The 22271-nt window shown below is 39.5% G+C and carries 17 protein-coding genes; 4 read left to right on the plus strand and 13 right to left on the minus strand.

What is annotated here, in order from left to right; genetic code table 11:
- Nucleotides 1-522: 522 nt before the first annotated feature.
- A complete protein-coding gene (locus QZ738_RS04425; protein WP_293785049.1) occupies nucleotides 523-1362 on the minus strand; it encodes an aminotransferase class IV in 840 nt (279 codons plus the stop codon).
- 3 nt (nucleotides 1363-1365) lie between these two features.
- Nucleotides 1366-2394, minus strand: a complete 1029-nt coding sequence (locus tag QZ738_RS04430) for an RluA family pseudouridine synthase (protein ID WP_293785170.1) — start codon at nucleotides 2392-2394, stop codon at nucleotides 1366-1368.
- Nucleotides 2395-2488: 94 nt separating this feature from the next.
- Between QZ738_RS04430 and QZ738_RS04435 the strand changes: the two genes are divergently transcribed.
- Both QZ738_RS04435 and QZ738_RS04440 read left to right on the plus strand, forming a co-directional pair.
- Entirely contained in the window at nucleotides 2489-3517 is a 1029-nt protein-coding gene (locus tag QZ738_RS04435) for a DUF6588 family protein (RefSeq protein ID WP_293785051.1), read from the plus strand.
- A gap of 65 nt (nucleotides 3518-3582) precedes the next feature.
- A complete protein-coding gene (locus QZ738_RS04440) occupies nucleotides 3583-4452 on the plus strand; it encodes a 1-aminocyclopropane-1-carboxylate deaminase/D-cysteine desulfhydrase (protein WP_293785053.1) in 870 nt (289 codons plus the stop codon).
- A 14-nt stretch (nucleotides 4453-4466) separates the two neighbouring features.
- Here QZ738_RS04440 and QZ738_RS04445 read toward each other — a convergent pair whose 3' ends face one another.
- Entirely contained in the window at nucleotides 4467-4856 is a 390-nt protein-coding gene (locus QZ738_RS04445; RefSeq protein ID WP_293785055.1) for a helix-turn-helix domain-containing protein, read from the minus strand.
- A 97-nt stretch (nucleotides 4857-4953) separates the two neighbouring features.
- Between QZ738_RS04445 and QZ738_RS04450 the strand changes: the two genes are divergently transcribed.
- The gene (locus tag QZ738_RS04450; protein WP_293785057.1) at nucleotides 4954-5484 is read left to right on the plus strand and encodes an NAD(P)H-dependent oxidoreductase; all 531 of its coding nucleotides are present in this window, start codon (nucleotides 4954-4956) and stop codon (nucleotides 5482-5484) included.
- A 33-nt stretch (nucleotides 5485-5517) separates the two neighbouring features.
- Here the strand turns inward: QZ738_RS04450 and QZ738_RS04455 are convergent, their stop codons facing one another.
- The 10 genes from QZ738_RS04455 to QZ738_RS04500 all read right to left on the minus strand — a co-directional run bounded on the left by QZ738_RS04455 (nucleotide 5518) and on the right by QZ738_RS04500 (nucleotide 21142).
- Entirely contained in the window at nucleotides 5518-6375 is an 858-nt protein-coding gene (locus tag QZ738_RS04455) for a polysaccharide deacetylase family protein (RefSeq protein ID WP_293785059.1), read from the minus strand.
- On the minus strand, nucleotides 6368-8167 hold the full coding sequence (locus QZ738_RS04460; protein WP_293785061.1) for a biosynthetic peptidoglycan transglycosylase: 1800 nt from the start codon (nucleotides 8165-8167) through the stop codon (nucleotides 6368-6370). The genes QZ738_RS04455 and QZ738_RS04460 overlap by 8 nt, the downstream gene beginning before the upstream one ends.
- Before the next feature lie 2 nt (nucleotides 8168-8169).
- Nucleotides 8170-9123, minus strand: coding sequence for an HlyD family efflux transporter periplasmic adaptor subunit (locus tag QZ738_RS04465; RefSeq protein WP_293785063.1), 954 nt, complete (start codon nucleotides 9121-9123; stop codon nucleotides 8170-8172).
- 35 nt (nucleotides 9124-9158) lie between these two features.
- Entirely contained in the window at nucleotides 9159-11384 is a 2226-nt protein-coding gene (locus tag QZ738_RS04470) for a peptidase domain-containing ABC transporter (protein ID WP_293785065.1), read from the minus strand.
- Nucleotides 11384-12730 carry a hypothetical protein gene (locus QZ738_RS04475; RefSeq protein ID WP_293785067.1) on the minus strand — a complete coding sequence of 449 codons (1347 nt, stop codon included), beginning with the start codon at nucleotides 12728-12730 and terminating at the stop codon, nucleotides 11384-11386. Before QZ738_RS04475 ends, QZ738_RS04470 begins: the two co-directional genes overlap by 1 nt.
- Nucleotides 12731-12770: 40 nt before the next feature.
- Complete coding sequence (locus QZ738_RS04480; RefSeq protein WP_293785069.1) at nucleotides 12771-13850, minus strand: hypothetical protein; 1080 nt, start codon at nucleotides 13848-13850, stop codon at nucleotides 12771-12773.
- 30 nt (nucleotides 13851-13880) lie between these two features.
- Complete coding sequence (locus QZ738_RS04485) at nucleotides 13881-15056, minus strand: lanthionine synthetase LanC family protein (RefSeq protein ID WP_293785071.1); 1176 nt, start codon at nucleotides 15054-15056, stop codon at nucleotides 13881-13883.
- Between the two features lie 9 nt (nucleotides 15057-15065).
- Nucleotides 15066-18302, minus strand: coding sequence for a lantibiotic dehydratase (locus QZ738_RS04490; RefSeq protein WP_293785073.1), 3237 nt, complete (start codon nucleotides 18300-18302; stop codon nucleotides 15066-15068).
- A 171-nt stretch (nucleotides 18303-18473) separates the two neighbouring features.
- Nucleotides 18474-18674, minus strand: coding sequence for a class I lanthipeptide (locus QZ738_RS04495; protein WP_293785075.1), 201 nt, complete (start codon nucleotides 18672-18674; stop codon nucleotides 18474-18476).
- 113 nt (nucleotides 18675-18787) lie between these two features.
- Nucleotides 18788-21142, minus strand: coding sequence for an outer membrane beta-barrel family protein (locus QZ738_RS04500; protein WP_293785077.1), 2355 nt, complete (start codon nucleotides 21140-21142; stop codon nucleotides 18788-18790).
- 370 nt (nucleotides 21143-21512) lie between these two features.
- On the opposite strand from QZ738_RS04500, the gene QZ738_RS04505 reads away from it, so the two are divergent.
- The gene (locus QZ738_RS04505; protein WP_293785079.1) at nucleotides 21513-22250 is read left to right on the plus strand and encodes a LytTR family DNA-binding domain-containing protein; all 738 of its coding nucleotides are present in this window, start codon (nucleotides 21513-21515) and stop codon (nucleotides 22248-22250) included.
- Nucleotides 22251-22271: the final 21 nt, after the last annotated feature.

The raw sequence follows: 22271 nt of genomic DNA on the forward strand, positions 1-22271 counted from the left end.
TCAGCCGGTGTTTTTTGTTTCTTTTTGACATCAAAAAGAAAGAGCCCTTCGGCGGCGGCGAGCCGAGGCAAGGCTTAGCCCTGGGGCAAAAAAAGAAATGTATACGTCATTTATATTGATTTTTATAAAATAAATTATCCCTCAGAATGACAAACGATCTACGATAACCAAAGAACCGATGAACGATTAATCACGCTAGAATCATTTTGGAAAGCAGCAACGATAGCTTTTGGGTTAATACAGCCCCGCTCCCGCTTCTGCCAATTTGAAGGAAATTGGCATCCCGCTTTGATCGGGTTTAGGTGGTGCTGTCTGGGAATGGTCCAACGTTAAATAAACCCGACCGGCAGCATTATCCCGATCAGGAGTTTTTCTCTGTTAGATAAATTTTATCGGGATTAAGCAAAGGGCGGGACTAGCGCAACCGAAGCAGCACAAGCTTTGCTTTCCAAAAAAATAATGAATGCTACACTAAATAAACAACCAAATACAAAATGAATCAATAACTAAAAAACTTATAAACTAAATGGCGTTCAACTTCTCCGACAAAAACTTCGAAACCTCATTGAAATAACGTTTTCTACCGTAACCCATCACCCATTGTATACCTTGCGTGGCATTGGTAATAAAAACTTCTTCAGCTTCTTTCAATATTTCCGGATTGATCTGCGCCTCGATTAAAGGCATATCGTTCATTTTGCACAATTGCATAACCGCTATCCGCATTACACCACTGATGCAGCCTTCAGCCAGGGAAGGCGTATAAATCTGTTTGTTGTACACGACAAAAACATTTGCACTGATGCTTTCGCAAAGAAACCCATATTGATTGAGGATCATGGCCTCATCCAGGCGATGCTGGCTTTTAAAAAGTCCGGCCATCACATAAAGCAAAGCATTGGCGGTTTTAAAATTAGAGAGTTTATTAACTGGTTTGGTCATATCGTCAAAAACATCAATGATTAAACCTTTGCTGTTTAACTCATATCTAGAAGCTTTCAGCGGAATACCCTCCAGAATATAACCTGCCTTATTGATTTCGGGTGTATAAACGCCGGCCCCTCCCCTGTAAACAGAAAGGCGGAACCGTACATTACCGTTCCATTTGTTGCGTTTCACCAGATCAGCAGTTTTTTGTCGCAGAAAATAATCGTCCATTAATGCATGACCATCAATTTTTAGCGCTTTCATTCCCGATATTAATCTATCAGCATGCAAATCAGCAAATTGTAATTTATTATTGATCATCCGCATGCTTTCAAACAATCCATCTCCAAATTTGAAACTTCTGTTAGAGGCTGTTAAAAGCGGGGCATCAACCGCCTGCAATTCATCATTAAATAAGAGGTACTCTTGAAGCATATTTTATGATGTTGCGATATAATTTTCCCATTTGGTTAAACCAGCCATAAAATCGGGCGGTAATGACGATTCGAAATGCATGTATTCTTTAGTCGTGGGGTGTATAAAACCCAAACTTTGTGCATGTAAAGCCTGCCTTGGCAATAATTCGAAACAATTATCTACAAACTGTTTGTATTTATTAAACGTAGTGCCTTTTAAAATCTTATCTCCACCGTACATGGCATCATTAAACAGCGGATGGCCAATATGTTGCATGTGGGCTCTGATCTGATGCGTACGACCGGTTTCCAGCTCACAACTGATTAAGGTAACGTAACCCAAACGCTTTAACACTTTATAATGTGTTACCGACCATTTGCCTTTTTCTTCGTCATGGTAAATATCCATTACGCGGCGATCCTTAACGCTACGGCCAATATAGCCTGTAACCGTACCATCATTTTCAATATCGCCCCAAACCAATGCGATATACTTACGGGTAATACTATGATCAAAAAACTGACGGGCCAAATGTGTGATTGATTTTTCATTTTTACTGATGAGCAATAAACCTGAGGTATCTTTATCAATACGGTGTACCAGGCCCGGCCGGCCATCATTGCCAGGTAACTGAGGAAGTTGTTCAAAGTGAAATGCCAGGGCATTAACCAATGTTCCGGTATAATTGTTAAAACCAGGGTGTACCACCATCCCCGCAGGTTTGTTTACCACCAGTAAATCGCTGTCTTCGTAAATGATATCCAGTGGAATATTTTCAGGGTAAACTTCTGTATCTCGAGGCGGATGGGGTAAAACGATAGATATTTCATCAAAAGGTTTAACTTTATAACTCGCTTTTATCTGCTTCTGGTTAACCAGTACATTTCCTGCATCAATTGCATTTTGAATTCGGTTTCTGGAGGCATTTTCTACACGCACCATCAAAAATTTATCGATACGCAGCAAAGACTGCCCTTTATCAACAATAATCTTTAAATGTTCGTATAATTCCTGTTCTTCTGATTCCTGCAATCCGGCCACATTTTCCATGGTGCAAAAATAAACTTTTAACTTCAAGAATTTTTTAATGATTGCGGTTTTGCAAAAAACAGTTTTATCTTTACTCTTAATCAAATTATTACATATGAAAAAATGCTACGCTTTAAAGGCCGTATGTGCCTTATTTTTATGGGTAATGGCTCTAAATGCAAGTGCTCAACAAGATGTTGGAGGACTATTTGTTGGAGGACCGGCCGATGCGACCAAACTGGTTAATGCCTATTTCGACCCGTTATACAAAGGCCTGGGCTTAGGTTTAACTGACGGCTGGTCGAACACGGCCCAATCTAAAGGATTTTTGAAATTTGATGTCCGTGTGTCTGCTTCTGCAGCATTTGTTCCGCAATCTGCCAGAAGCTATGATGTAAATACATTAGGTTTAAGCAATGTTAAACCAGCACCTGGATCATCTTCTATAGGCCCAACTGCATTTGGCGACGACAGAGAAGGTGGCAGAATGCAGATTTATACCAGTAGCGGAATCCCTACCAATAAGTTTTTTAATCTTCCTCAAGGTTTGGGTTTCCATGTGGTACCGTCGGCACAGATACAAGCTACTTTGGGTTTGCCCAAAAACATTGATGTTACCTTAAGGGCCATGCCAAAGATTAAACTGGGAAATGATCTTGGAAGTTTATCAATGATCGGCTTCGGTGCCAAAGTTGAACTGTTACCACTTTTTATGGGCTCAACCCCGGAGAAATTAATCCCGGTTGATATTGCAGTGGCAGGAGGATTCACACAGTATAAATATAATCTGCCTCTGAATATTAATAATACCGCCAATTCAGATCAGCGCATTGATGCTAAATTCAATGGTGTAAACTTTGATGCAATCGTATCTAAAAAAATAATGTTTTTCACCCCTTTTGCCAGCATCGGTTATCAAACTTCGAACACCAATTTAAAAGCACTTGGTACCTATAGATTTGAAGATGGTGCAAACAATGCCACTTATGTTGATCCTATCTCCGTAAAACAAACTGATATTGATGGTATAAGAGGAAGTTTGGGTTTTCAGTTAAAGTTTGGTTTCTTTAAATTTTACGGGTCATATACTGCTGCTAAATACAGTATGGTTAATGCTGGTATAGGATTGGGCATCGGGAAATAAGGACACCCAATACATTATATTTCTTAAAAACACCTGGAATATTCAGGTGTTTTTTATTTTTACACGTGTTCGAAGAAATATTTAGTCCGGTACAAAAAATAGCATTTACACCTTTTAGCAACTTATATGTGAAAAGGGATGATCTTATTGATCCTTACATTTCGGGCAATAAGTGGCGGAAGCTTAAATATATACTGGCCAAAGCAAAAGCCAAAAACAAAACGCACCTGGTTACTTTTGGTGGTGCTTATTCTAACCACCTGGTGGCTACAGCCGCTGCTGCATCGCGTTCAGGACTTAAATCAACCGCTTTTGTACGTGGAGAAGAAGTAAAAAATGAAATGTTGCTGCTGTGCCATTTATTTGGGATGAAACTCATTTTTACCGACCGTGAAAGTTACCGGAAAAAATACCAACTGTTTGATATACATTTCAAGAATGATGACCAGGCATATTTCATAGATGAAGGCGGGGCATCAGTAGAAGCCACTTTTGGCTGCGCGGAAATAATCAGGGAGCTAACCGAAACATACGAGCACATTTTCTGTGCTGCCGGAACGGGAACCACAGCCGCAGGTTTGTTGAGCGGGATTCAGAAACAGGGATTAAATACGAAGTTGCATATCATTCCTGTACTAAAGGGAGCTTCTTTTATCCAAACAGAAATAGCAAAATATACAACGTTATCCGGTCATCTAAAACTGCATCTCGATTACCATTTTGGAGGCTATGCCAAAACCACTCCCGAACTGATTAGCTTTATCAAAAACTTTACGGCAAAAACCGGAGTGCTTCTAGACCCTGTTTATACGGCAAAAATGTTTTATGCCATCCATGATTTAACAAAACAAGGCATTATCGGCAAAGAAGAAAAAGTATTGGCTATTCACACCGGGGGGCTAATGGGCCTTTTTGGAATGATGGATAAGTTCTAGCAGATCTTCTCCGTTTAATGGCTTTTGGTCATGTTTGAACGGTTTGCAGCATCCAGCGCCTTATGCTTATCTCCCCAACTTTCCAATTGTTTGATAACGGCTTTAAGTTCGTAACCGATTGGGGTGAGTTCATATTCTACACGTGGTGGCACCTCTGCATAAATAGTACGTGTAATAATTTTGTTTTCTTCCAGTTTTCGAAGCTGAAGGGTCAACATGCGTTCGGTAATATTGGGCAATAGTTTTTTTAGTTCACCAAACCTGAGCTTGCCATTGATTAACCAGGAGCAGATGACCAATGCCCACTGCCCGCCAATAATATTGGCAGCATAAACTTCTGAACATTCATCAGCCAGCGCCTGTTTATTAGCGAAATTGGTTGATGTTTCCTTTATTTTCGACATTACTTACATTTTTTATAGTACCACACAATTGGTAGCCAATATACCTTTTTCAGGCAAGCTATCTTATTTTTGTACCTGATTATTTAAAACTGCTAGAATGAAAACACTCATTATCGTTATTCATCCCGATATCAAAAACTCTATTGTTAACAAAAGATGGGTTGAAGAACTTCATAAATTCCCTGAGAAATTCCAGGTGCATCAATTGCATGAGGTTTATTCTGACGAAAAAATTAATGTGCCTGCTGAACAAAAGCTGATAGAAGAATATGAAAAAATCGTATTCCAGTTTCCTTACTACTGGTTTAACTGCCCGGCCTTTTTCAAAAAATGGCTGGATGAGGTACTAACGCATGGCTGGGCATATGGAAGCAAAAGCGGCTACAAAGTTGCGGGAAAGAAAATTGCGTTGGCCATTTCATTAGGTGTAGATCAAGAGGAACTCAGTTCTTCCGGTGTTTATAAATATCCCCTTGAAGAACTCACACGTCCTTTTGAGCTTTCCTTTGAATACATTAAGGCCGATTACAGACCATTTTTTGCCTATTATGGAATTGAGCATAATACGTCAGAAGAATGGGTTGAAAGAAGTGTTCCGCTGTACCTGGATTTCCTTGACAAATTGTGAGGTGTTGAAAAATCATCTTGTTCAGGCTACAGTTTATACAATAGGGGGAGTTTTAAAAGTGAATCCATTCTTTTTTAAATACATGATCAATAGCTCCAGATCGGCCTGCGCTTTTTTTCCGTCACCAGGCCTAAATGCACGATCGTGCATAAGCAATACTACATGGTTAGTGGCCGCCTTTGCCATAATCCTATTGGCAAGCACAAACCAACGTTCTGTTAAACGCTCCTCACCGGAATATTTTAGTCCGTAACTTGTAAAGTCAGGGTATAACAGTTTTGAATCGGTGTAATCCATACCGCCCTTTTCGATAATTAATTGTTTTTCTTTCATTATCCTATTGGTTATATTATAATCCATCTTCCATTCTTCATTCCAACCCAACAAGATATAACCGTTTGCCCTTAAAGCCGTTCGGGTATCAGTAGCATCATCTTCAACCAGTGTGGTTTCATCAGCTTCGGTATCTAACCATGTAAATGGCAATGCCGAATTTCTGCCCGGTAACCTGGCCAGATGATCCAGGTAAAACAGCGGATCACCAGCCAATGTATTTTTAAAAAACTGCGCATTTTTTAAAAAATCTTCTAACACAGTCATCCTGCCACCTTCATTATTAATCAAAACACCTTTACTATAATAACTGCTGTAAAAGCCATTTGCATGAGAAAAGCTATGGTTGGCCGCTGTATGTTGTTCGGTTATTTCTTTCAGCACAGCAAATGCTTTTTTTTTATTTCGTTTTATCGAATAAAGTGTATTGACTCCGGTAAGAAAAAATGTCGCATTCACCTGCTGTCGTCTTAGCACTTTCAAAACTTCTTCGGTCCCCGCCTCTACACCATCGTCAAATGTTAAATAAATAATTTTCGATCTTTCTTTGCTAAACATATAACTGTATTTTTCTGGAAAGATCAAGAACTGGAAAAGGTTTTGCAAATACGATCTTTCTGTCGATTTCAATTAAAGGATCAAATGCGGGATGCTGCGAACGCTTGAGTTTAGATTCCATTTCTATCATGTATTTTGAAAGGTTGGTATGGAGCTGGGCTGAACCTGCAAGCAGGGCGTTGTAGAAATGTAGCGGGCGCGGAATGATATAGGTCATTACCACCAGTTCGCTGAGGGAGAGATCATCCGGAGGCTTTGAAAAATAGAAATCGGCCCCCTCTTTCCAGCCATAAACCCCAGGGGCAAATTCTATAATGTTAAGATAGGCCTCCAGAATTAAAGCTTTATCCTGATGAAAAACATTTTCGATCAATATTGAAATAACGGCTTCTTCAAGCTTTCTGAAAAGACTAACTTCAGAACTTAAATAGATATTTTTAACCAATTGCATGGTAATAGTGCTTCCCCCCCTTAATATACGCCCGTGCAAAATATTGGTCGCCAGAGCCTGCCCGAGAAAGTATTGGTCAACACCAGGATGCAAGTAAAAATTAGGATCTTCACAAAGTATGGTAATGGCTTTTATTTTTTCCGGTATGAAATCAAACGACATGTAAGAAGTATTATGGCAATCACCTACTTTGACAGTCCTTGCCATACTTACGCTATCATCAGATTTGTATTCCAGCCCATTCAGTCTACCATTAAAATTCTCTGAAATATTTTTTATTCCAAAGCTGCTGTGCTTAACAGTAACTTCAAACTGTTGCCTGGAAAGATCAAAAATTTCAAATCTCCAAATCAGTCCAATATCAAATTCTGTCTGTTCATCCAGTTCAAACAGTTTATTTACAAAATTAAAGCTAATATCATTTACTGATTTTTTGTTTAATGTTGCAGAAAAAAGAAGAGCCGCCAATGGCCATGAGCTACCAAAAGAAAAAACTCTAAAACTAAAAGGAATGTCCCAAAAAGTACCGCTGGATGACTTAATCTCTATCTTTTTTTTATTCAGGTCAAATTCAATATCCAGTAGAAGTTTTCCGGTGTGAATTTCTGAACTGCTGATCTTTTTCGAATCAAACACTAACCCTTGAATTTCGACTTTCAGCGAAGCATTAAATTCGAATTGTGTTTGGGCAGACAGCAATAATAACTCCATCTTAACTGAATCTGCCCGAACAGCTTTTTTGAATGAAAGCACACTCGCCTCTAGATCTAATCTGCCTGTTAAAGTGTCGACATTCGCATTAATTTCTTCAGTTTTAAACCCCAGATTGACATAACAGTGGATTTTGCCGTTTAAAATACTCAGTTTTTTTACAAGAGGCTCAACCTTCCCAAAATAGTATATTTTCTCAATGGCGATGTTGGGCAAGTTTCTTTGCAATAATCCTCTCGCTTTCACACAATATAACAATAACCTATTAAAGTAGTTAGCATCTTGATGCCCATCGGTATCATCCTTTTTTCGGGCATTGGCATTTTCATCACACCTAACTAACCGCAACGTATCTATATTAAACATTAACCAACCAAAATGGTTATTACTTATCCATTTTTTAAGGGAGAAGGAAAGCAATACGATATCGGATTCCATCCGGTATTTTCCGTTACCAATACGCAGGTCTTTGAACAATAAACCTCTCCACGAAATCCTGATAGCGGAAAAAAATAATGACAGCTTAAATCTGGATCGAAAATTTTCAAATTTTTGATGTAGAAGTGCTTTTACCCTGCCATTTGAACCGAACAGACCTAGTAAAAATATTCTTATGAGCTCCTTTGTCATGTTTAAATCCGTTTAATGATCCGCTGCAACACACTTTTATTCTCAACAATAATTTCTGCATTGCCCAACATCTGTAATTTAGGTTCTACACGGTAACCCTTGGTTGTATGAAGTCCATTTTTCAATTGGAGCTGCAAAAGATAGGTGGTATCTAATGGTACTACAGTGATCTGATTGATCACAGCCCTGAGCATACCGAATTCCTGATAAGGATAATCCTGCAAACTAATCATGGCTTCCTGTCCCTTTTTTAATTTTCCTGCCTTTTTTACCGAGATGGGTACACGCAGAACATAATCTTTTGACTGTGGTACGATCATGGCAACGATACTGTTTGCAGGAACATATTGATTTTCGTTCCAGACGTCAAAAAGTACCACCTTGCCAGCTATGGGGCTGCGTAGAACAAAACGGTTTTCCCAATTGGCAATGAGTCCGCGGATGCGTTTTATTTGCCCATGAAGCTGGGTTTTGCCTTTTTGCGGATGTTCTAAATAATCAGAAACATGCAAATAAAGATCTGAATATGCTGCCTGTACTTCCCCTACCTGAAGATCTCTTTTAATAAAATCCCCAAGACTGCCTTTGTTATTTAGCGCATTCCCATCCCATTGTTCTGTTTGCTTTTTAAGGTAGAACATATCATCAGCTAATGCTGGGTTATCTATGATGCCCAATACCTCATCCTTATTTATGATTGCTCCATCTTTAATATCAAATGCAGTTAATCTACCAGAAGTATTCGAAACTACTTTAACTGGGGGCAGGCTGGAAGAAATATAAACCGGTGCAGAGATAATATCCGGATATTTGATGAGCCATGCAGCTACAACAATCAGGCAAACAATTGCAGCGATGATCATATTTCCTCGCCTAACGGCCCATTTTGGCAGTCGGCCGATAATATCCTGTACCTCTTCGCTATGTACTTCGTCCAAGTTGATTTCCTGCGGCATATTATTCTAAATATTTAAATTGATGCTTCATAGTGCTACTGCCCCAATTCCAATTGGTTTTTCACCAGTTCATAGTATTTTCCTTTTAAGGTAGTAAGTTCCTGATGGTTCCCCTGCTCCACTATCTTTCCCTGCTCCATCACTACAATATTATCCGCATGTTTTACGGTACTAAGGCGATGCGCAATAACCAATACAGTTCTGCTATTAAAGAAATGATTAAGATTTTCAATAATCACCTTTTCATTGTTGGCATCAAGCGTGCTTGTTGCTTCATCAAGAAAGAGGAATTTAGGATCTTTGTATATGGCTCTTGCAATTAATATGCGCTGCCTTTGACCAGAACTCACCCCATTACCGGTATTGCCAATTTTGGTTGAAAGACCCATCGGGAGACCATTTATGAATGGACCTATATTGGCAATGCGTACAGCAGAAAGCAGTTTTTGCTGATCTGTTTCTTCCTGTACGGAGATATTTTGCATAATCGAGTTCGAAAAGATATAACCATCCGACATCACTACACCGCATTGTTCACGCCACCATTTTGGCGACACGGCATTTAACGGAGTTGCCCCAAGATAAATTTCACCGTCTGTAGGCTCGTAAAACTTGAGCAAAAGTTTCATTAAGGTTGTTTTGCCACTACCACTTGCACCAACTACGGCGGTTGTTTTCCCAAATGGAATATCTAGATCTATGTGATTGATCACTTTTGGAGATTCAGGCCCGCCATAACTAAAAGAAACATTGCGCAAAGAAATACTATTCCGTTTTCCTGGCAAATTGTAGCCATTGTCAAAAAGCGTTTCTTCAGGGCTGTACTCTTCTTTCTTTTCTTCCTCTTCCCGGCTATGGATCTCGGCCAAACGTTCTACACTGATTTTCGCGTCCTGTGCTGTTTGAAAAAAGGAAAGGAGCTGCGCAATAGGCGAGTTTAACTGTCCGGTAATGTATGATATACTCAGCATCATCCCTAATGAAATATGTCCATTGATGACCTGTTGTGCCGCAATATACGAAACCAGTATATTTTTAAATTGAGTAAAAAAAGTAAATCCGATGCTCTGATACTGGGCCAAAACGAGCCCTTTTACACTCACTTTGAATAATTTGGCCTGTGTACGTTCCCATTGCCACCGGTGTGCCGTTTCGCTATTATTCATTTTAATTTCCTGCATACCCGTAATAATTTCGAAAAGATTATTTTGATTATCACTCATCCGCTGAAACCTTGCATAGTCCAATTCTCTACGGCGTTTAAGAAAAAAGAATATCCAGGCGATCGATAAAGCAGAACCAATCAAAAATATCAAGAGAATGGGTATACTGTAAATGCCCAATACTATAGAAAATACCAGCAGGTTAACCAATGAGAATAGGGTATTCAAAGATGTCCCGGTTAAAAATTGTTCAATCCTTACATGGTCTGAAATGCGCTGCGTAATATCGCCAACCATTTTGGTATCAAAAAAACGGATGGGTAGTTTCATCAGTTTGATTAGGAAATCGGAAATGATGGAAATATTTACCCTTGTACTCATATGCAATAAAAGCCAACCTCTAATCATCTCAATTGCGGTATTCCCAAAAAATAACATGAGCTGGGCCACCAGAATAAGGCTTACAAAATTTGCATTCTGCAGGTTAATGCCATAATCTACCAAACTCTGTGTAAGAAATGGTGCGATAAGTGAGAGCAGACTGGCCACCACCATCCCGGTAAGCAACTGAACAATATAAGATTTATAGGGACGTAGGTACTGCAGGAAAAATTTAATATTTTTCCCGTCCGATTTTTCCTCTTCCTGTTCGTAAAAAGCGGGTGTGGGTGCCAATAACAGGGCGTGGCCAAACTGATTGCCCTCTCCCAACCATGATTTGATAAACGTTTCTTTGCTTACGCTCACCATTCCATGTGCCGGATCGGCAATCAGAATTTTTCCATTCTTTTTTTTCCTGTCGTAATCCTGTGGTGGCAACACTACGAAATGGTTCTGGTTCCAGTGGAGGATGCAGGGCAATACCGCCTCTTCATCAAGCTGTTTAAAACTTAATTTCGCACCCAGGGTTCGGAAACCAACCTTGGTTGCGGCCTCGCTTATTCCTTTTAATGACACCCCCAAACGTGTAATATGCGATGATTCGCGCAATGTATGCAGCGAAAAATGCTTCCCATAGTGTTTGGCGATCATCCTTAAACAGGTGGGGCCACAATCCATCTGGTCGAGTTGCCTGTATGTGGTAAATTTTCCGGCCATTATAATGCCTGCTTATCTAAGTGAGCGGTTTCATTTAAATCTACAGTAGCAACCAAATCAGAAATCTGCTGTACCAGTTTAATACGGAGTTCGGGATCGCGATAATCTTCAGCGCTAAAAAACGTTTTATCCGCATGGGCAATTTGATCTTTGATCACCGCTTCGTTGTGATTGAACAGGAGTGGAAAACCTAAGGTTTTATAGCTGGTTGACCTGGAAAGCAAAAGCTCAACAGACATCTCTCTATCTAAAGAAAGGTTTTCGAGTTTATGAAAAAGACTTTTAAAAATAACCAGTACCCCTGGGTTACTAAAGCTACTTAACCATATCTGCCCCGGATGAATGGGAATTGCGATGTCGAAATTGGTAAGTCCGCAGCACAAAATTTCGGCACCCACCTGGTAAGCAGACCGGATGCTTTGCATCAAGGCTTTAGGGGTATAATCTGACGAAAAAACATAATCGTCCCAGCAAAGCACAACCATTTCTGCACTTTGAGATTCTGCATTTTTAATTGCAGTTTGAATGGCCCGCCATTGCTCATTTCTTGTGTTAAAATCTTTAAAAAAATCAACGTTTACTTCAAATTCCTTCTGCTGGCTAAAATGCCTCGCAACTACTTCTCTATTATCGGTTTTGTCTTCCCTATTCAGAACCAATAACGGGATTGGCTTTTGCGAAAAAAATAGATGATGGCTTACCTTATATTTTGTTCTTTTATAATGATTGGTAATATAACTAACGGCACCCGCCTTAATGCGGCTATTAACAAAAAGTTGTCCAACCCTTCCCACGTAATTATTTCTGACCGTTACATCCGAATAGCCAAAATCTTTTTGCACAGAGGTAAATGGGAACATGCAGTACTTATTTTTGGTTAATTGCGATATTTTGGTGTCGGCAGCATCTCCGTCCGAAAAATGGGCACACAGCAATTTTTTAAAAAACCGCCTGAAAATAACGGTGAATTGTAATCCAGAAAAACGCTCTACCCAGATTAGCTCGGGCGAGATACCAAGGCCATTACTAAACCAGCTTACCCCACCACAAAGAATGTCGGCTCCCAGCGCATCGGCTTGTTTTATAGACCGATAAAGTATTTCATCTGTATAGTCGGCAGAAAACATGTGGTCATCCTCGCATAGAATAATATAATCTCTATCATTTTTCTCCTGCTGCTTAATCACTTTGATAAGCGTTTTCCATAATCCAAAAGCCCCTGTTTCATGTTCGATAGCATTGGTTAAAACAGGCAAAAATGCTTTCCGTCCATCAAATTCATTCAGGACATGTGCCTTTCGATCTGTCCGTTTTGCTAAATTGATAATATAAGTAGGAATTGGCATGTTAAACTCAGATTTGACGATATGGACGTAAAGTGTAGGATCATAGCGCTTGTATGGCTTCAACAGGTGTCGCGTTTTCGAGTACGACCAAGTTTATTGCGCTTATATCTTTTTTCAAAAACTCTTTTACATTCAGTTCCTTCTCCATATAATTATTAATTGCATGAAGCAGTGCTTCTGATTGGAGATAATGGCTTGTTTTAAGCAGTTCCCTTACCTCAATAAACAGGGATATTTTGAGAATATCGTATTGTCTGCTCAGCGGATCTTGCATAAATAATATAAATTCCCTTAAGAAATCCACATGCTTTCCCTCACGCGACAGGTTGAATAAAAATATCCACTGTGAAATAATCTGCCGGTCGGGAGTATCCATTTCAAATTCGAGCGTGCTAAAAATTTTGCTGAACACATCAACATTCTTCTTTTCCCAACGCTTTTCAAAATGGATCATCAAGGAAACGATGGCCCTGAAACATTCGTAGGCATAGCCTTCCCGTACATAGGGAATTTCTTTCCAGATCGCTATCTCACCGAATATTTTACCGTATAATCCTCCTTTATCCCCATTAAAAAGATAAGAAAGCAGATCTTTGGCCAATGATGCCCCTTTTTCCCAATCTCCATTCCTGAAAAAAACCCTGACAATATTTTTATTTTGTTCGGCAGTTCTAAAAAGTAACGTAAACAAACCTTCCCTCACCAGGTATTCGTTAAGAATGATACATTCGAGGGAGAAATCGAAGGCCTTCTTATAATCTCCTTTTTTGTAAAAATAAAGTGCTTTAACAGAGAGTCCCCATTGTTTCGAAAAAATATAAGGATCTCCACTTAATTTATCTTCAATTTCCTTTTCCAATGCTTCATAAGTATCGAGCGTTAGCCCCTTTGGTCCACCGCGTACAATATCATGGGCAATGTCGCCAAACTGTGCCGAAAGTTTATGTGCAGCATCAATCTGATCCTGATTGCCAATCAGTTCAAATAACTCCTTTTTCTGTAGAATGTTCATCAGCTTATTGTAGTTATAAACCATTGTCGATTCGTTGGTTGAAGCAGGGAAGCGATCACATACTATTAAAAGCTGATCAAAAGCATCATTTATAGAGAGATTTTTCATGACTTTATCGTTTATTAAAAATTCTTTGTTTTAGGCCACCGAAAGAAGGGCATCTATTGGGGGCAGTCTTTCGTCGATACTTCGCATCAATGATATACCGATACCAATAATGCCCCAGCCGAAGCTTACATTCCATAAGTCTCCTGCGCCAACAAGTTTGGTCCGGTAACCTGCAAATTTGTTTTCGTTCACGGCATAATCGGGTATTTTCTGGTACCAGTAATCTGCAGCAGCTTTAAAACGTTTATCTCCGCAAAGCCTGTACAGCTTATCAAAAGTTTCGGCCAGGCCGGCTGCACCGTAGGTTAAACTCGCATCGAAAGTTAAACCATCTTCTTTTTTGCGGGTTAAACAGTCTTCCAGGATTTCTTTTGCCGACCCCATCAACTGTCTGTTGTCTAATAACACCGCCGAACGATAGAGCGCATAACCTATACCTAAATCGCCATAGCAAAGTGAAAATTGCTTGAAATCGGGCTCACTATCACCGATATAGTTGGGAAACAATCCCTTTTTATATCTCATTTTCTGTTTTAGCAAAAAGTTGGACGCCCTCAAAATGATCTCCTGGCAACGGCCGGGTTCGATACCCCTTTCGTAAGCATTGGAAACAAATGAAATGATCAGTGCGCTGCCGTGTGATATGCCCAGGTAGACTTTATTGGCGAGTGTGGGGACATCCCAGTAATAATCTCCATCAGCATCAGTTTTAGCCTTTGCAGCTATCGCCCTGATCAAAATGGAAAGCTGCTGATTTACCGTTTCAATTGGTGGTCTGCTTAAAAAATAATAGCCTGCTGCAAGTGCGCCGCTATTAAGGTCGAAATTCCCCATGGCTATTTTACTGGCCATGAGGTCAGAAAGGATCTGATCGATTTTTAGCAGGTAATCCTCCGCATCAAGTTCGAGCAGCTTATAAGTCTGACAAAAACCGATAAAACGTCCTAAATGCGACAAATGGCAATCAAGGGAATCGGTTTGATATACGCGTTTAAAATTACCCAGATCCAGAGATGCCAGCGCCTGCGAAAAACACTCATTGGCATGATTGAGATACTCCTCCTCCCCGGTATACTTTGCATAGTAACAATAAAAAAGCGAAAGTCCCAATAAACCAGTTTCATACGAAACATTTTTAATTGATCCTGTTTGATTGGCCAGTGCCAGTTTTATATTTTCGATATGTGATGAAATATTGTGCTGCATTGCGGATAGCTAATGATTAATGGTTTCCATGGCCTGAGCGTTGAGAACATACTTGCCCTGTGCCAACGCAGAACGATAATACTTAAACAGATAATGGTAAATTACCAGCTCATGCGCACGTTGCCTGGAAAGAAAAAGCCTGTTTAAGAACATATGAACATAACTTTTGATCAATTGCTGAAGAAACCTTGATCCATCAGTCAGTTGTGCTGTTTTGGTGATAATCGACTCTACAGTTGCGCTATTGATTATACTTCTGGCATCAAAATATAGTTTAAATTCACCGATGCTATTGTTCTCCTTATTTTCCAACACCGATTTAACCTGATGGATACTGATTCTGAATTTATCGTTAAGCGACTTTTCCAATCTCGAAATATCCTCCTCGTTACCACTACCAAACTCATCAGTAAAAAGCGTTTTTAATTCACTGATGATTTCGAGTTTTCCAACAAGGGATAGCGAAAAATCTTCTAAGAGCTTGTTAACGCCATAAATTCCAATTTGCCAACGCAGCTCTTCACCCTCATCGCCTTTTAGCTGATTCAAACAGTTACTTACGGCTATACTATCAGCATGGAAAAAGCTCTCACTTTCTTCTATAGTGGAAGCACCATATCGCTCTAATTCCCTCGAATAAGTATCCACACTGATGTTACTGATTTCTGCATTTTTGAGATATGGATCGAGCAATACGGTCAGATCAGGTAAAAGTGAAAGCCACTGTAACAGGTTAGAGGATCGGTGGAACCTGATTCTCAAATGCCCATCAGGGTCGTTATAACGGAGGAAAAACCATTTATCTATGGCCATTCGTTCGGTTGCATCTAATGCAAAAGGCATAATCAGTTCAGTTAGTAACTTCTCCAGGATTTTGTTCCCACCGTATATCTTTAAGTACAACCAATCGCTGCCAGGGGCAAAATGGCGATCAACTACTATGTCCTGATGCTGTGGATGGCTGAAAGTTTCTTTAAATATAGGTTGTCGTGTTCCCAAAGGAATAATAACCTGATGGTTATAACTTCCTGAAGCGTCTCTGATCAAACAATTTTCAGGCGTATTCAAAAACTCGAATAAATATACATCCTGTTTTTTAAGCCTCCGGGCCACATGCTGGCAACATACGGTATTTTCAAGGTCTACAAAAAGTTCATTATCCCCATCCTGTACCATAACCACATACCTTGGTAGTTTTCGTTGCTTTCTGATTTCATTAAAATAGTCTGATATTGCTTTGGGGTTATTAAGCAGACTTTCTTTTTCGCGTTTTAACTTCCATCTGCCACGTGCCAGTATAAATTTTCCATATTCAATCCTAGGCAAATACTGTTCGTCTGTATAGCCAGTCCAATCCCATTGAAAGCCAGCATTGACCTGTTGTGAACGGACATCCGACAGAAACCTGTAAATAGGCTGTCCGAGATGGGCATTATGCGCATGACTTAACTGTGGCAATATTTCCTTTCCCAATTTTTTAGAGCGAAGTACCAGTCTCTGATTGCGTACCGAAACCAGTAAATCTGAGATACCGATCTGATGGTCCGGATCAAGTGAAGAGCTGCTCATATAGGGAATTTCATACCTCCTGAATTGTGGCCGGAGTACAACATTGCCACCATGTCCTTCTGGCATATGAACCACTTCGGCAAGAATCAGATCTGGATTGGCCAATTCCTCATCTTTAAAGCACTGTTTTAATTTATCATGTAATTTTTCTTCGCCCAGGGCGAAGCGGCCCAAAAGCCGCCCTACTCCAAAAGCATGTAGCTGACTGACCAGAAATTTATAATTTCCCTTATCTAACTCTTCTGTGCTTTGGCTAAGTAAGCTGCCAAAAATGTAAGCACTGTTGCGCTGGGCTTTATGCGCAGAAGTATTGGCTTTGATCAACTGGTCAATATCCTTATCATCAATTGTAAGCACCTTATCGCCTGTTTTGTAATAATACTTCATTTTTTCTGCAACGAGTTTCGAAAAGGCGTTTTTGTTACCCGTACTGTCTCCCAAAGGCATTCGAAGATTTAACCCCTTCAACAAGGGCATATTTTCGGATATACCGCTAACTGCCAAACCATACCCTATTCCGAAATCGGGGTCGATGGCTTTTACCAATGGGATTTCCTGCTGTTCGTATCTTGCGGTAAATTTCCGTATAAAATCTTCCAAATGAGCAGTGATGCTTGGACCTGAAGCCGAGAATAACCGTTCTGATAGGTTGGTGATTTCTTTTACCGTTTTTTTAGACAAGCGGTTATTTTCCATGTTGTAGTAAACATCTTCCTGAATAACGCCCGAAAAGGAATAACCGACCAGTGCTGCTGCTTTTTGACCGGCTTCTATGTGATTTGCTAGCGTGATATTCTTTTTTTGCAGCATACCGTAAGCCTCTTTTAATGGCTTTACCAGCTCAGCAGTGTTTTTAAGCTGAGCCAACCGTTGAATCAGGTTAGTGGTAAAATCGGTCCCGGTAACTGTTGGTGACAGTTCGCTGATCAGCACCTGCATATCAACAAGTCCATTTAAAAATTTGCCAAGTGATTGTCTAGGAATTTCACCCGTATAAAGTAAATTTTCCAATTGTGATAAAGTGGCCCCACCTGCTGATGCCGATAATACTTTATCGATATATGATGAAGAATGGAGCGCGCTAAGGTTGTAGCTTTTTATTCCATCCCGGGTGATGTTCTCCACATAGATGTATCTTTCTCCTGCCTTGTAAAGTGAGTTATTGACATAGAACAATGTCTGTTCCTTGATTTCTTTGATCCTGGAAATCTTTTTTACGAGTTCGGAAATGAATCCCATATCGAACCGCGCATGTTTTCTGATTTTTTCTTTAGCGAAGCTGAATTTTGTCTGTTCATCTTCTATCTCTCCATAGGCACATCCCGCAAAAAGGCCATAGGGAGTGCAACGGGTACACATCCGCGAATAATACCGGTGTAATGACCTGATTAGTCTGTCTTCCTTGTCACCGCTTAAATTGCCTCCTTCCAGCCATTGAACAAGTGCTTTGTACAGGTCGTTGGAGGCAAAATAAATGGCTTCCATAAATAGAGGATCGGAAAATATCTTTTTGGTTTGCTCAACTACGACAGCATCTTTCGGACGATCTACGTATTGATTCAAAAGCGCATTTAATACCAGAACCGATTCGATCGGGAAGGTTGGGGTCCTCAACAGGAAAAAATCATACAGAAAAAATCGCTTGATAGCATTGTTTGTTGGAGGAGGAGTTTCCATGATACAGATTCAAATATTAGTCCTAAAAAGGTACCGATCAAAAAGTACCGATCTCTTTGGGAAGTAAGCAATACCGGGTTTAAAGAGAGGCCCCGAAGACTGGTAATTTCCCAGGGCCTCTAGAAGCAGTTTACAGCATAACCATAAATAGCTAGATTCAAAAGCTATGGTTTAAACAAAGCATTTTGTGTTTCCGGTAGAACAATCACCTGAAGTTCCTCCCGAACAATCGCTACTTCCAGTAGAACAGTCGCCTGAAGTAGCGGCGAAGTTTTCAATAGCGCCACCAACAATTTCCTGTAATTGTTTCTCGTCTAATTTTGCGATTGTTTCTCTGTCCAATGCTAATGGATCTAAATTAATTTTTTTCATGGTCTTAATTTTTGTTTTGATCTCTACTCTATTCAGGTTTTTCGAGTTACACCTATTGTTGCGCTACAATATTTTTATGATCCAGTGGCCGGTGCCAATCGGGATTATTCCATTTAGTTTGCCCTTTGGGTTTCCTTAAAGTTGACTGTTTTTTTATTGCCTCTTACTTTTGCCTTACCAAAAGTGTATGTCATCGTGAGGCTAAACCTTCTCGAATCGTAATAGTTATTATAATACTGCGTAAAATTGCTATAGTAAAGTTTCCCTCTGCTCATTGTGCCTTTGAGGATATCATCTCCAGCTGCATTAAACTGGAGCTTTCCATCAGCCATGGTAAAGCGGATGCCCGAAGCCAGCGAAGTCCTGCTTTCGCTGTATACATTGCCTTGCTTGGCCGGAAGCGCGTGCCAAAAATTCACAAATAAACTCCAACTCTTATTCAGCACAAAAGTATTATAGGTACTATAGTAAAGTGCTGAACCATCTTCCAGCACTACATCAGCAATGGCAGACTTTGCATGGGCAAAATTAAAACTCAGAAATTCCCTGTTTTCCCACCACGGAAAAAATTTTAACCCAAAAGTGGCTTCAAGGCCGCTGTTGTATTGGGTAAGATAATTCTGATAATTAACTACCTTTAAAGCATTGTTTACTTCGGTTATACGCCCATAACCGTTAATAAGCTTCTGCATGTATAAGGTAAGCGAAAAGATGCCTTTATACAGGTAAGAAACTTCGGTATTATGGTTATACGACGGTTGAAGCTGGGGATTTCCTGTGGAATAAGTATATGGGTTTGAATACCAGCGAAAAGGATTAAGCGCTCTAAAGTTTGGTCGGTTTATCCGTTTGGAATAGGTAAATGACAGGGTATGGTTATCGCTTGCCTTGTAACTGAGATAAAGAGATGGGAAAAAGCGTCCATAGTCGACTTTGTTTTCTTCATTATTTTTTGGCGAATACCCGCTAATTATTGAATATTCGTACCTTATTCCTCCCTTAACTGACCATTTTTTTCCAAGGTTGCGTTGCATACTTAAATAAGCAGCCAGGTTTTGTTCATCATAATCAAATTGGTTGCTTTTGCTTTCATCGATATTTAAATCACCATTTACCTTATTATAATAACCGATATCTGAATTATTGCCGAACTTGGTAAATTTTGTACCCAGTTCCATTAATGCCCATTGGTAAGGCAACGTTAAATCACTCTGAACCGACCATATGTTATAGTTGAGTACACTGGTATTACGCACCTGTTCTGTAACTGGATTCAAATTGGAAATCGTAGTAAAATCTACATTGGTATTTGGCAACGTGGAGAAATAATTGAAACCAGTACTTAGTTTTTTTCCTTTCTTCCCTATTTTTTGATCCCAGTAAATGTTTAATGTTTGCGACACGGCCGGATTTTCCTGATTGGAGCCTGTACTTAGTATAGAGTCGGTTTGGTTTAAAGTTCTATATACGGACACATTATCTATCGCCATTAAATAATTGGTTTTACCGATATCGTAAATGAACCCTAAATTTGCTTTTTCACTGCTTTTATAATCTACCGACAAGTTTGCTCCCAGCCCTCTTTCGGTATCCTTGCGAACATCGCTGCTCAGAATCGAGTTACTGCCAATGATGTCAATTATTTCTGTAGGACGCGTTAGTCGGTAATTTTGCCTGACTTTAAGTGAGCTACTGATTTTTTTCGATTGATAATTTAAATTGGCGCTGCCTGCTACTGCACCATAAGTGGTTTGTGCATAGGTTAAGCTCACATTACCGCTCCAACCAACGTTAGGATTCTTTTTTAAAACAATATTGATCATCCCGCTATTTCCCTGTGCTTCATATTTAGCTGGGGGGGTGGTTATAATTTCGATTTTTTCTACATCATCCGATCTTAATGATTTCAGATAATTGATCAGGTCGGAGCCTGCAATATTCACAATTCTTTCATTGATCATTATCGATACGCCACTTTTGCCAACAATTGATACGCCGTTTACATCAACCCTTAACATAGGGGTTAGCGAAAGTGCCTGGCTTAAATCGGTACCTTTAGCCGCTATCGAATTTCCTACATTAAATACGATCCGATCGATTTTTCGCTCAATAAGTGGTTTGTCAGCTATAATAGTGACATCTTTAAGCATTACTTCAGCAATATTTTTAACCAATAGTGTCAAAACAGTATCTGTTGTTAAATTAAATGCCATCCGGTTTTCTTTACTGCCCACAAAATTTGCCAGCACCTCGTAAGAACCTGGCACAACAGGTAAAAAAGAAAACTCCCCTTTTTCATTTGAAAATGTCGTTTGCAATAATTTATTTTCCATCATCAGTTTGATAGAGGCATCAGGCAATGGCCGTTTGGTAGTATCACTGATGATCCCGGTGATTTTTAACTGTCCATAACCATTGATATAAGCCAACATCATAAAAGCAATAAGTAAGGTTTTGTAAATTTTCATAATCTATTTAGGTTTTCCTCACAAATGACATTTTTCGCAACAACATGTTGCATGTCTAATCGTACAGCCTTACCTTTTTCAGAATATTTAATAATTGAATGATTAACAATTTCATATTTTAAGCTATACAATGAAAATGATTTCCACTAAAGGGTCATATTTCGGGATAAAAAGGTGGTATTATGGGATAAGTTCCAGGAGTAAATCCCGGCATCATTGATCTTTTGCTCAGATGGCACTGAGTTCTGATAAAAAAGAAGTATTTAAATCCTGATTTGTTTGCAATGCATAGACATTGCATGTAACTTTATAACTATAGCATAACAATACAGAAAGACACAACAAATAAATTTAATAACCCTACGTTGGAATGAAACTGAAATGTGTAATAATTGATGATGAAATAGAAGCAATTGAGGAAATCACTGAATATATCGCTAAAACGCCTGAGCTTGAATTAACCGAAAGCTTTACAAGCCCACTGCTTGCGCTCAACTACATCAGGAATAATAGTCCTTTCGATATTATTTTTATGGATGTGGACATGCCGGAACTAACGGGCATAGAGCTCTCTAAATTGATACGCAAATATACCGACAAACTAATCCTGACCACTTCGCATTCCAAATACGCGCTAGATGCTTTTGACGTGGAGGCAGATCAGTTTTTACTTAAGCCTTTTAATCTGAAGAAGTTCGTTTCTGCTATCGAAAAAGTATTGAAAAAAGACATTACCGATCGGAGGGAACAAGATGCACAACAGGATTACATCTTCGTGAAGAGCAAAGAAGAAAACCTTAAACTGGTTAAACTTAAAATCAACGATATCGTTGCAATAGAAAGTTTATTGAATTATGTTAGGATTTATATGCCAAAAACAAATATTGTAACCCATATGAGTTTGAAAGAGGCGAAGGATCTATTTTTAAGATATAACAGCTTTATACAACTTCACAGAAGCTTTATAATTTCCAGCGACCATATAGAAGGGATTGAAGGTAACAACCTTACCATGAGCAATGGAAAAAAAATTACAATTGGCGACAGTTACAGAACTGTACTGAATGATTTTTTACATCGAAAAACCTTAAGACCCACATCAAAGTAATCGAGTGGGTCTATTTTGGTC

The organism is uncultured Pedobacter sp. (assembly GCF_913776295.1).
Lineage (GTDB): Bacteria > Bacteroidota > Bacteroidia > Sphingobacteriales > Sphingobacteriaceae > Pedobacter.

Bases quoted from the DNA above. Each gene is read 5' to 3' on its own strand.
- QZ738_RS04425 (WP_293785049.1), bottom strand. From the start codon at position 1,362: ATGCTTCAAGAGTACCTCTTATTTAATGATGAATTGCAGGCGGTTGAT.
- QZ738_RS04430 (WP_293785170.1), bottom strand. From the start codon at position 2,394: ATGGAAAATGTGGCCGGATTGCAGGAATCAGAAGAACAGGAATTATAC.
- QZ738_RS04435 (WP_293785051.1), top strand. From the start codon at position 2,489: ATGAAAAAATGCTACGCTTTAAAGGCCGTATGTGCCTTATTTTTATGG.
- QZ738_RS04445 (WP_293785055.1), bottom strand. From the start codon at position 4,856: ATGTCGAAAATAAAGGAAACATCAACCAATTTCGCTAATAAACAGGCG.
- QZ738_RS04450 (WP_293785057.1), top strand. From the start codon at position 4,954: ATGAAAACACTCATTATCGTTATTCATCCCGATATCAAAAACTCTATT.
- QZ738_RS04455 (WP_293785059.1), bottom strand. From the start codon at position 6,375: ATGTTTAGCAAAGAAAGATCGAAAATTATTTATTTAACATTTGACGAT.
- QZ738_RS04460 (WP_293785061.1), bottom strand. From the start codon at position 8,167: ATGACAAAGGAGCTCATAAGAATATTTTTACTAGGTCTGTTCGGTTCA.
- QZ738_RS04465 (WP_293785063.1), bottom strand. From the start codon at position 9,123: ATGCCGCAGGAAATCAACTTGGACGAAGTACATAGCGAAGAGGTACAG.
- QZ738_RS04470 (WP_293785065.1), bottom strand. From the start codon at position 11,384: ATGGCCGGAAAATTTACCACATACAGGCAACTCGACCAGATGGATTGT.
- QZ738_RS04475 (WP_293785067.1), bottom strand. From the start codon at position 12,730: ATGCCAATTCCTACTTATATTATCAATTTAGCAAAACGGACAGATCGA.
- QZ738_RS04480 (WP_293785069.1), bottom strand. From the start codon at position 13,850: ATGAAAAATCTCTCTATAAATGATGCTTTTGATCAGCTTTTAATAGTA.
- QZ738_RS04485 (WP_293785071.1), bottom strand. From the start codon at position 15,056: ATGCAGCACAATATTTCATCACATATCGAAAATATAAAACTGGCACTG.
- QZ738_RS04490 (WP_293785073.1), bottom strand. From the start codon at position 18,302: ATGGAAACTCCTCCTCCAACAAACAATGCTATCAAGCGATTTTTTCTG.
- QZ738_RS04495 (WP_293785075.1), bottom strand. From the start codon at position 18,674: ATGAAAAAAATTAATTTAGATCCATTAGCATTGGACAGAGAAACAATC.
- QZ738_RS04500 (WP_293785077.1), bottom strand. From the start codon at position 21,142: ATGAAAATTTACAAAACCTTACTTATTGCTTTTATGATGTTGGCTTAT.
- QZ738_RS04505 (WP_293785079.1), top strand. From the start codon at position 21,513: ATGAAACTGAAATGTGTAATAATTGATGATGAAATAGAAGCAATTGAG.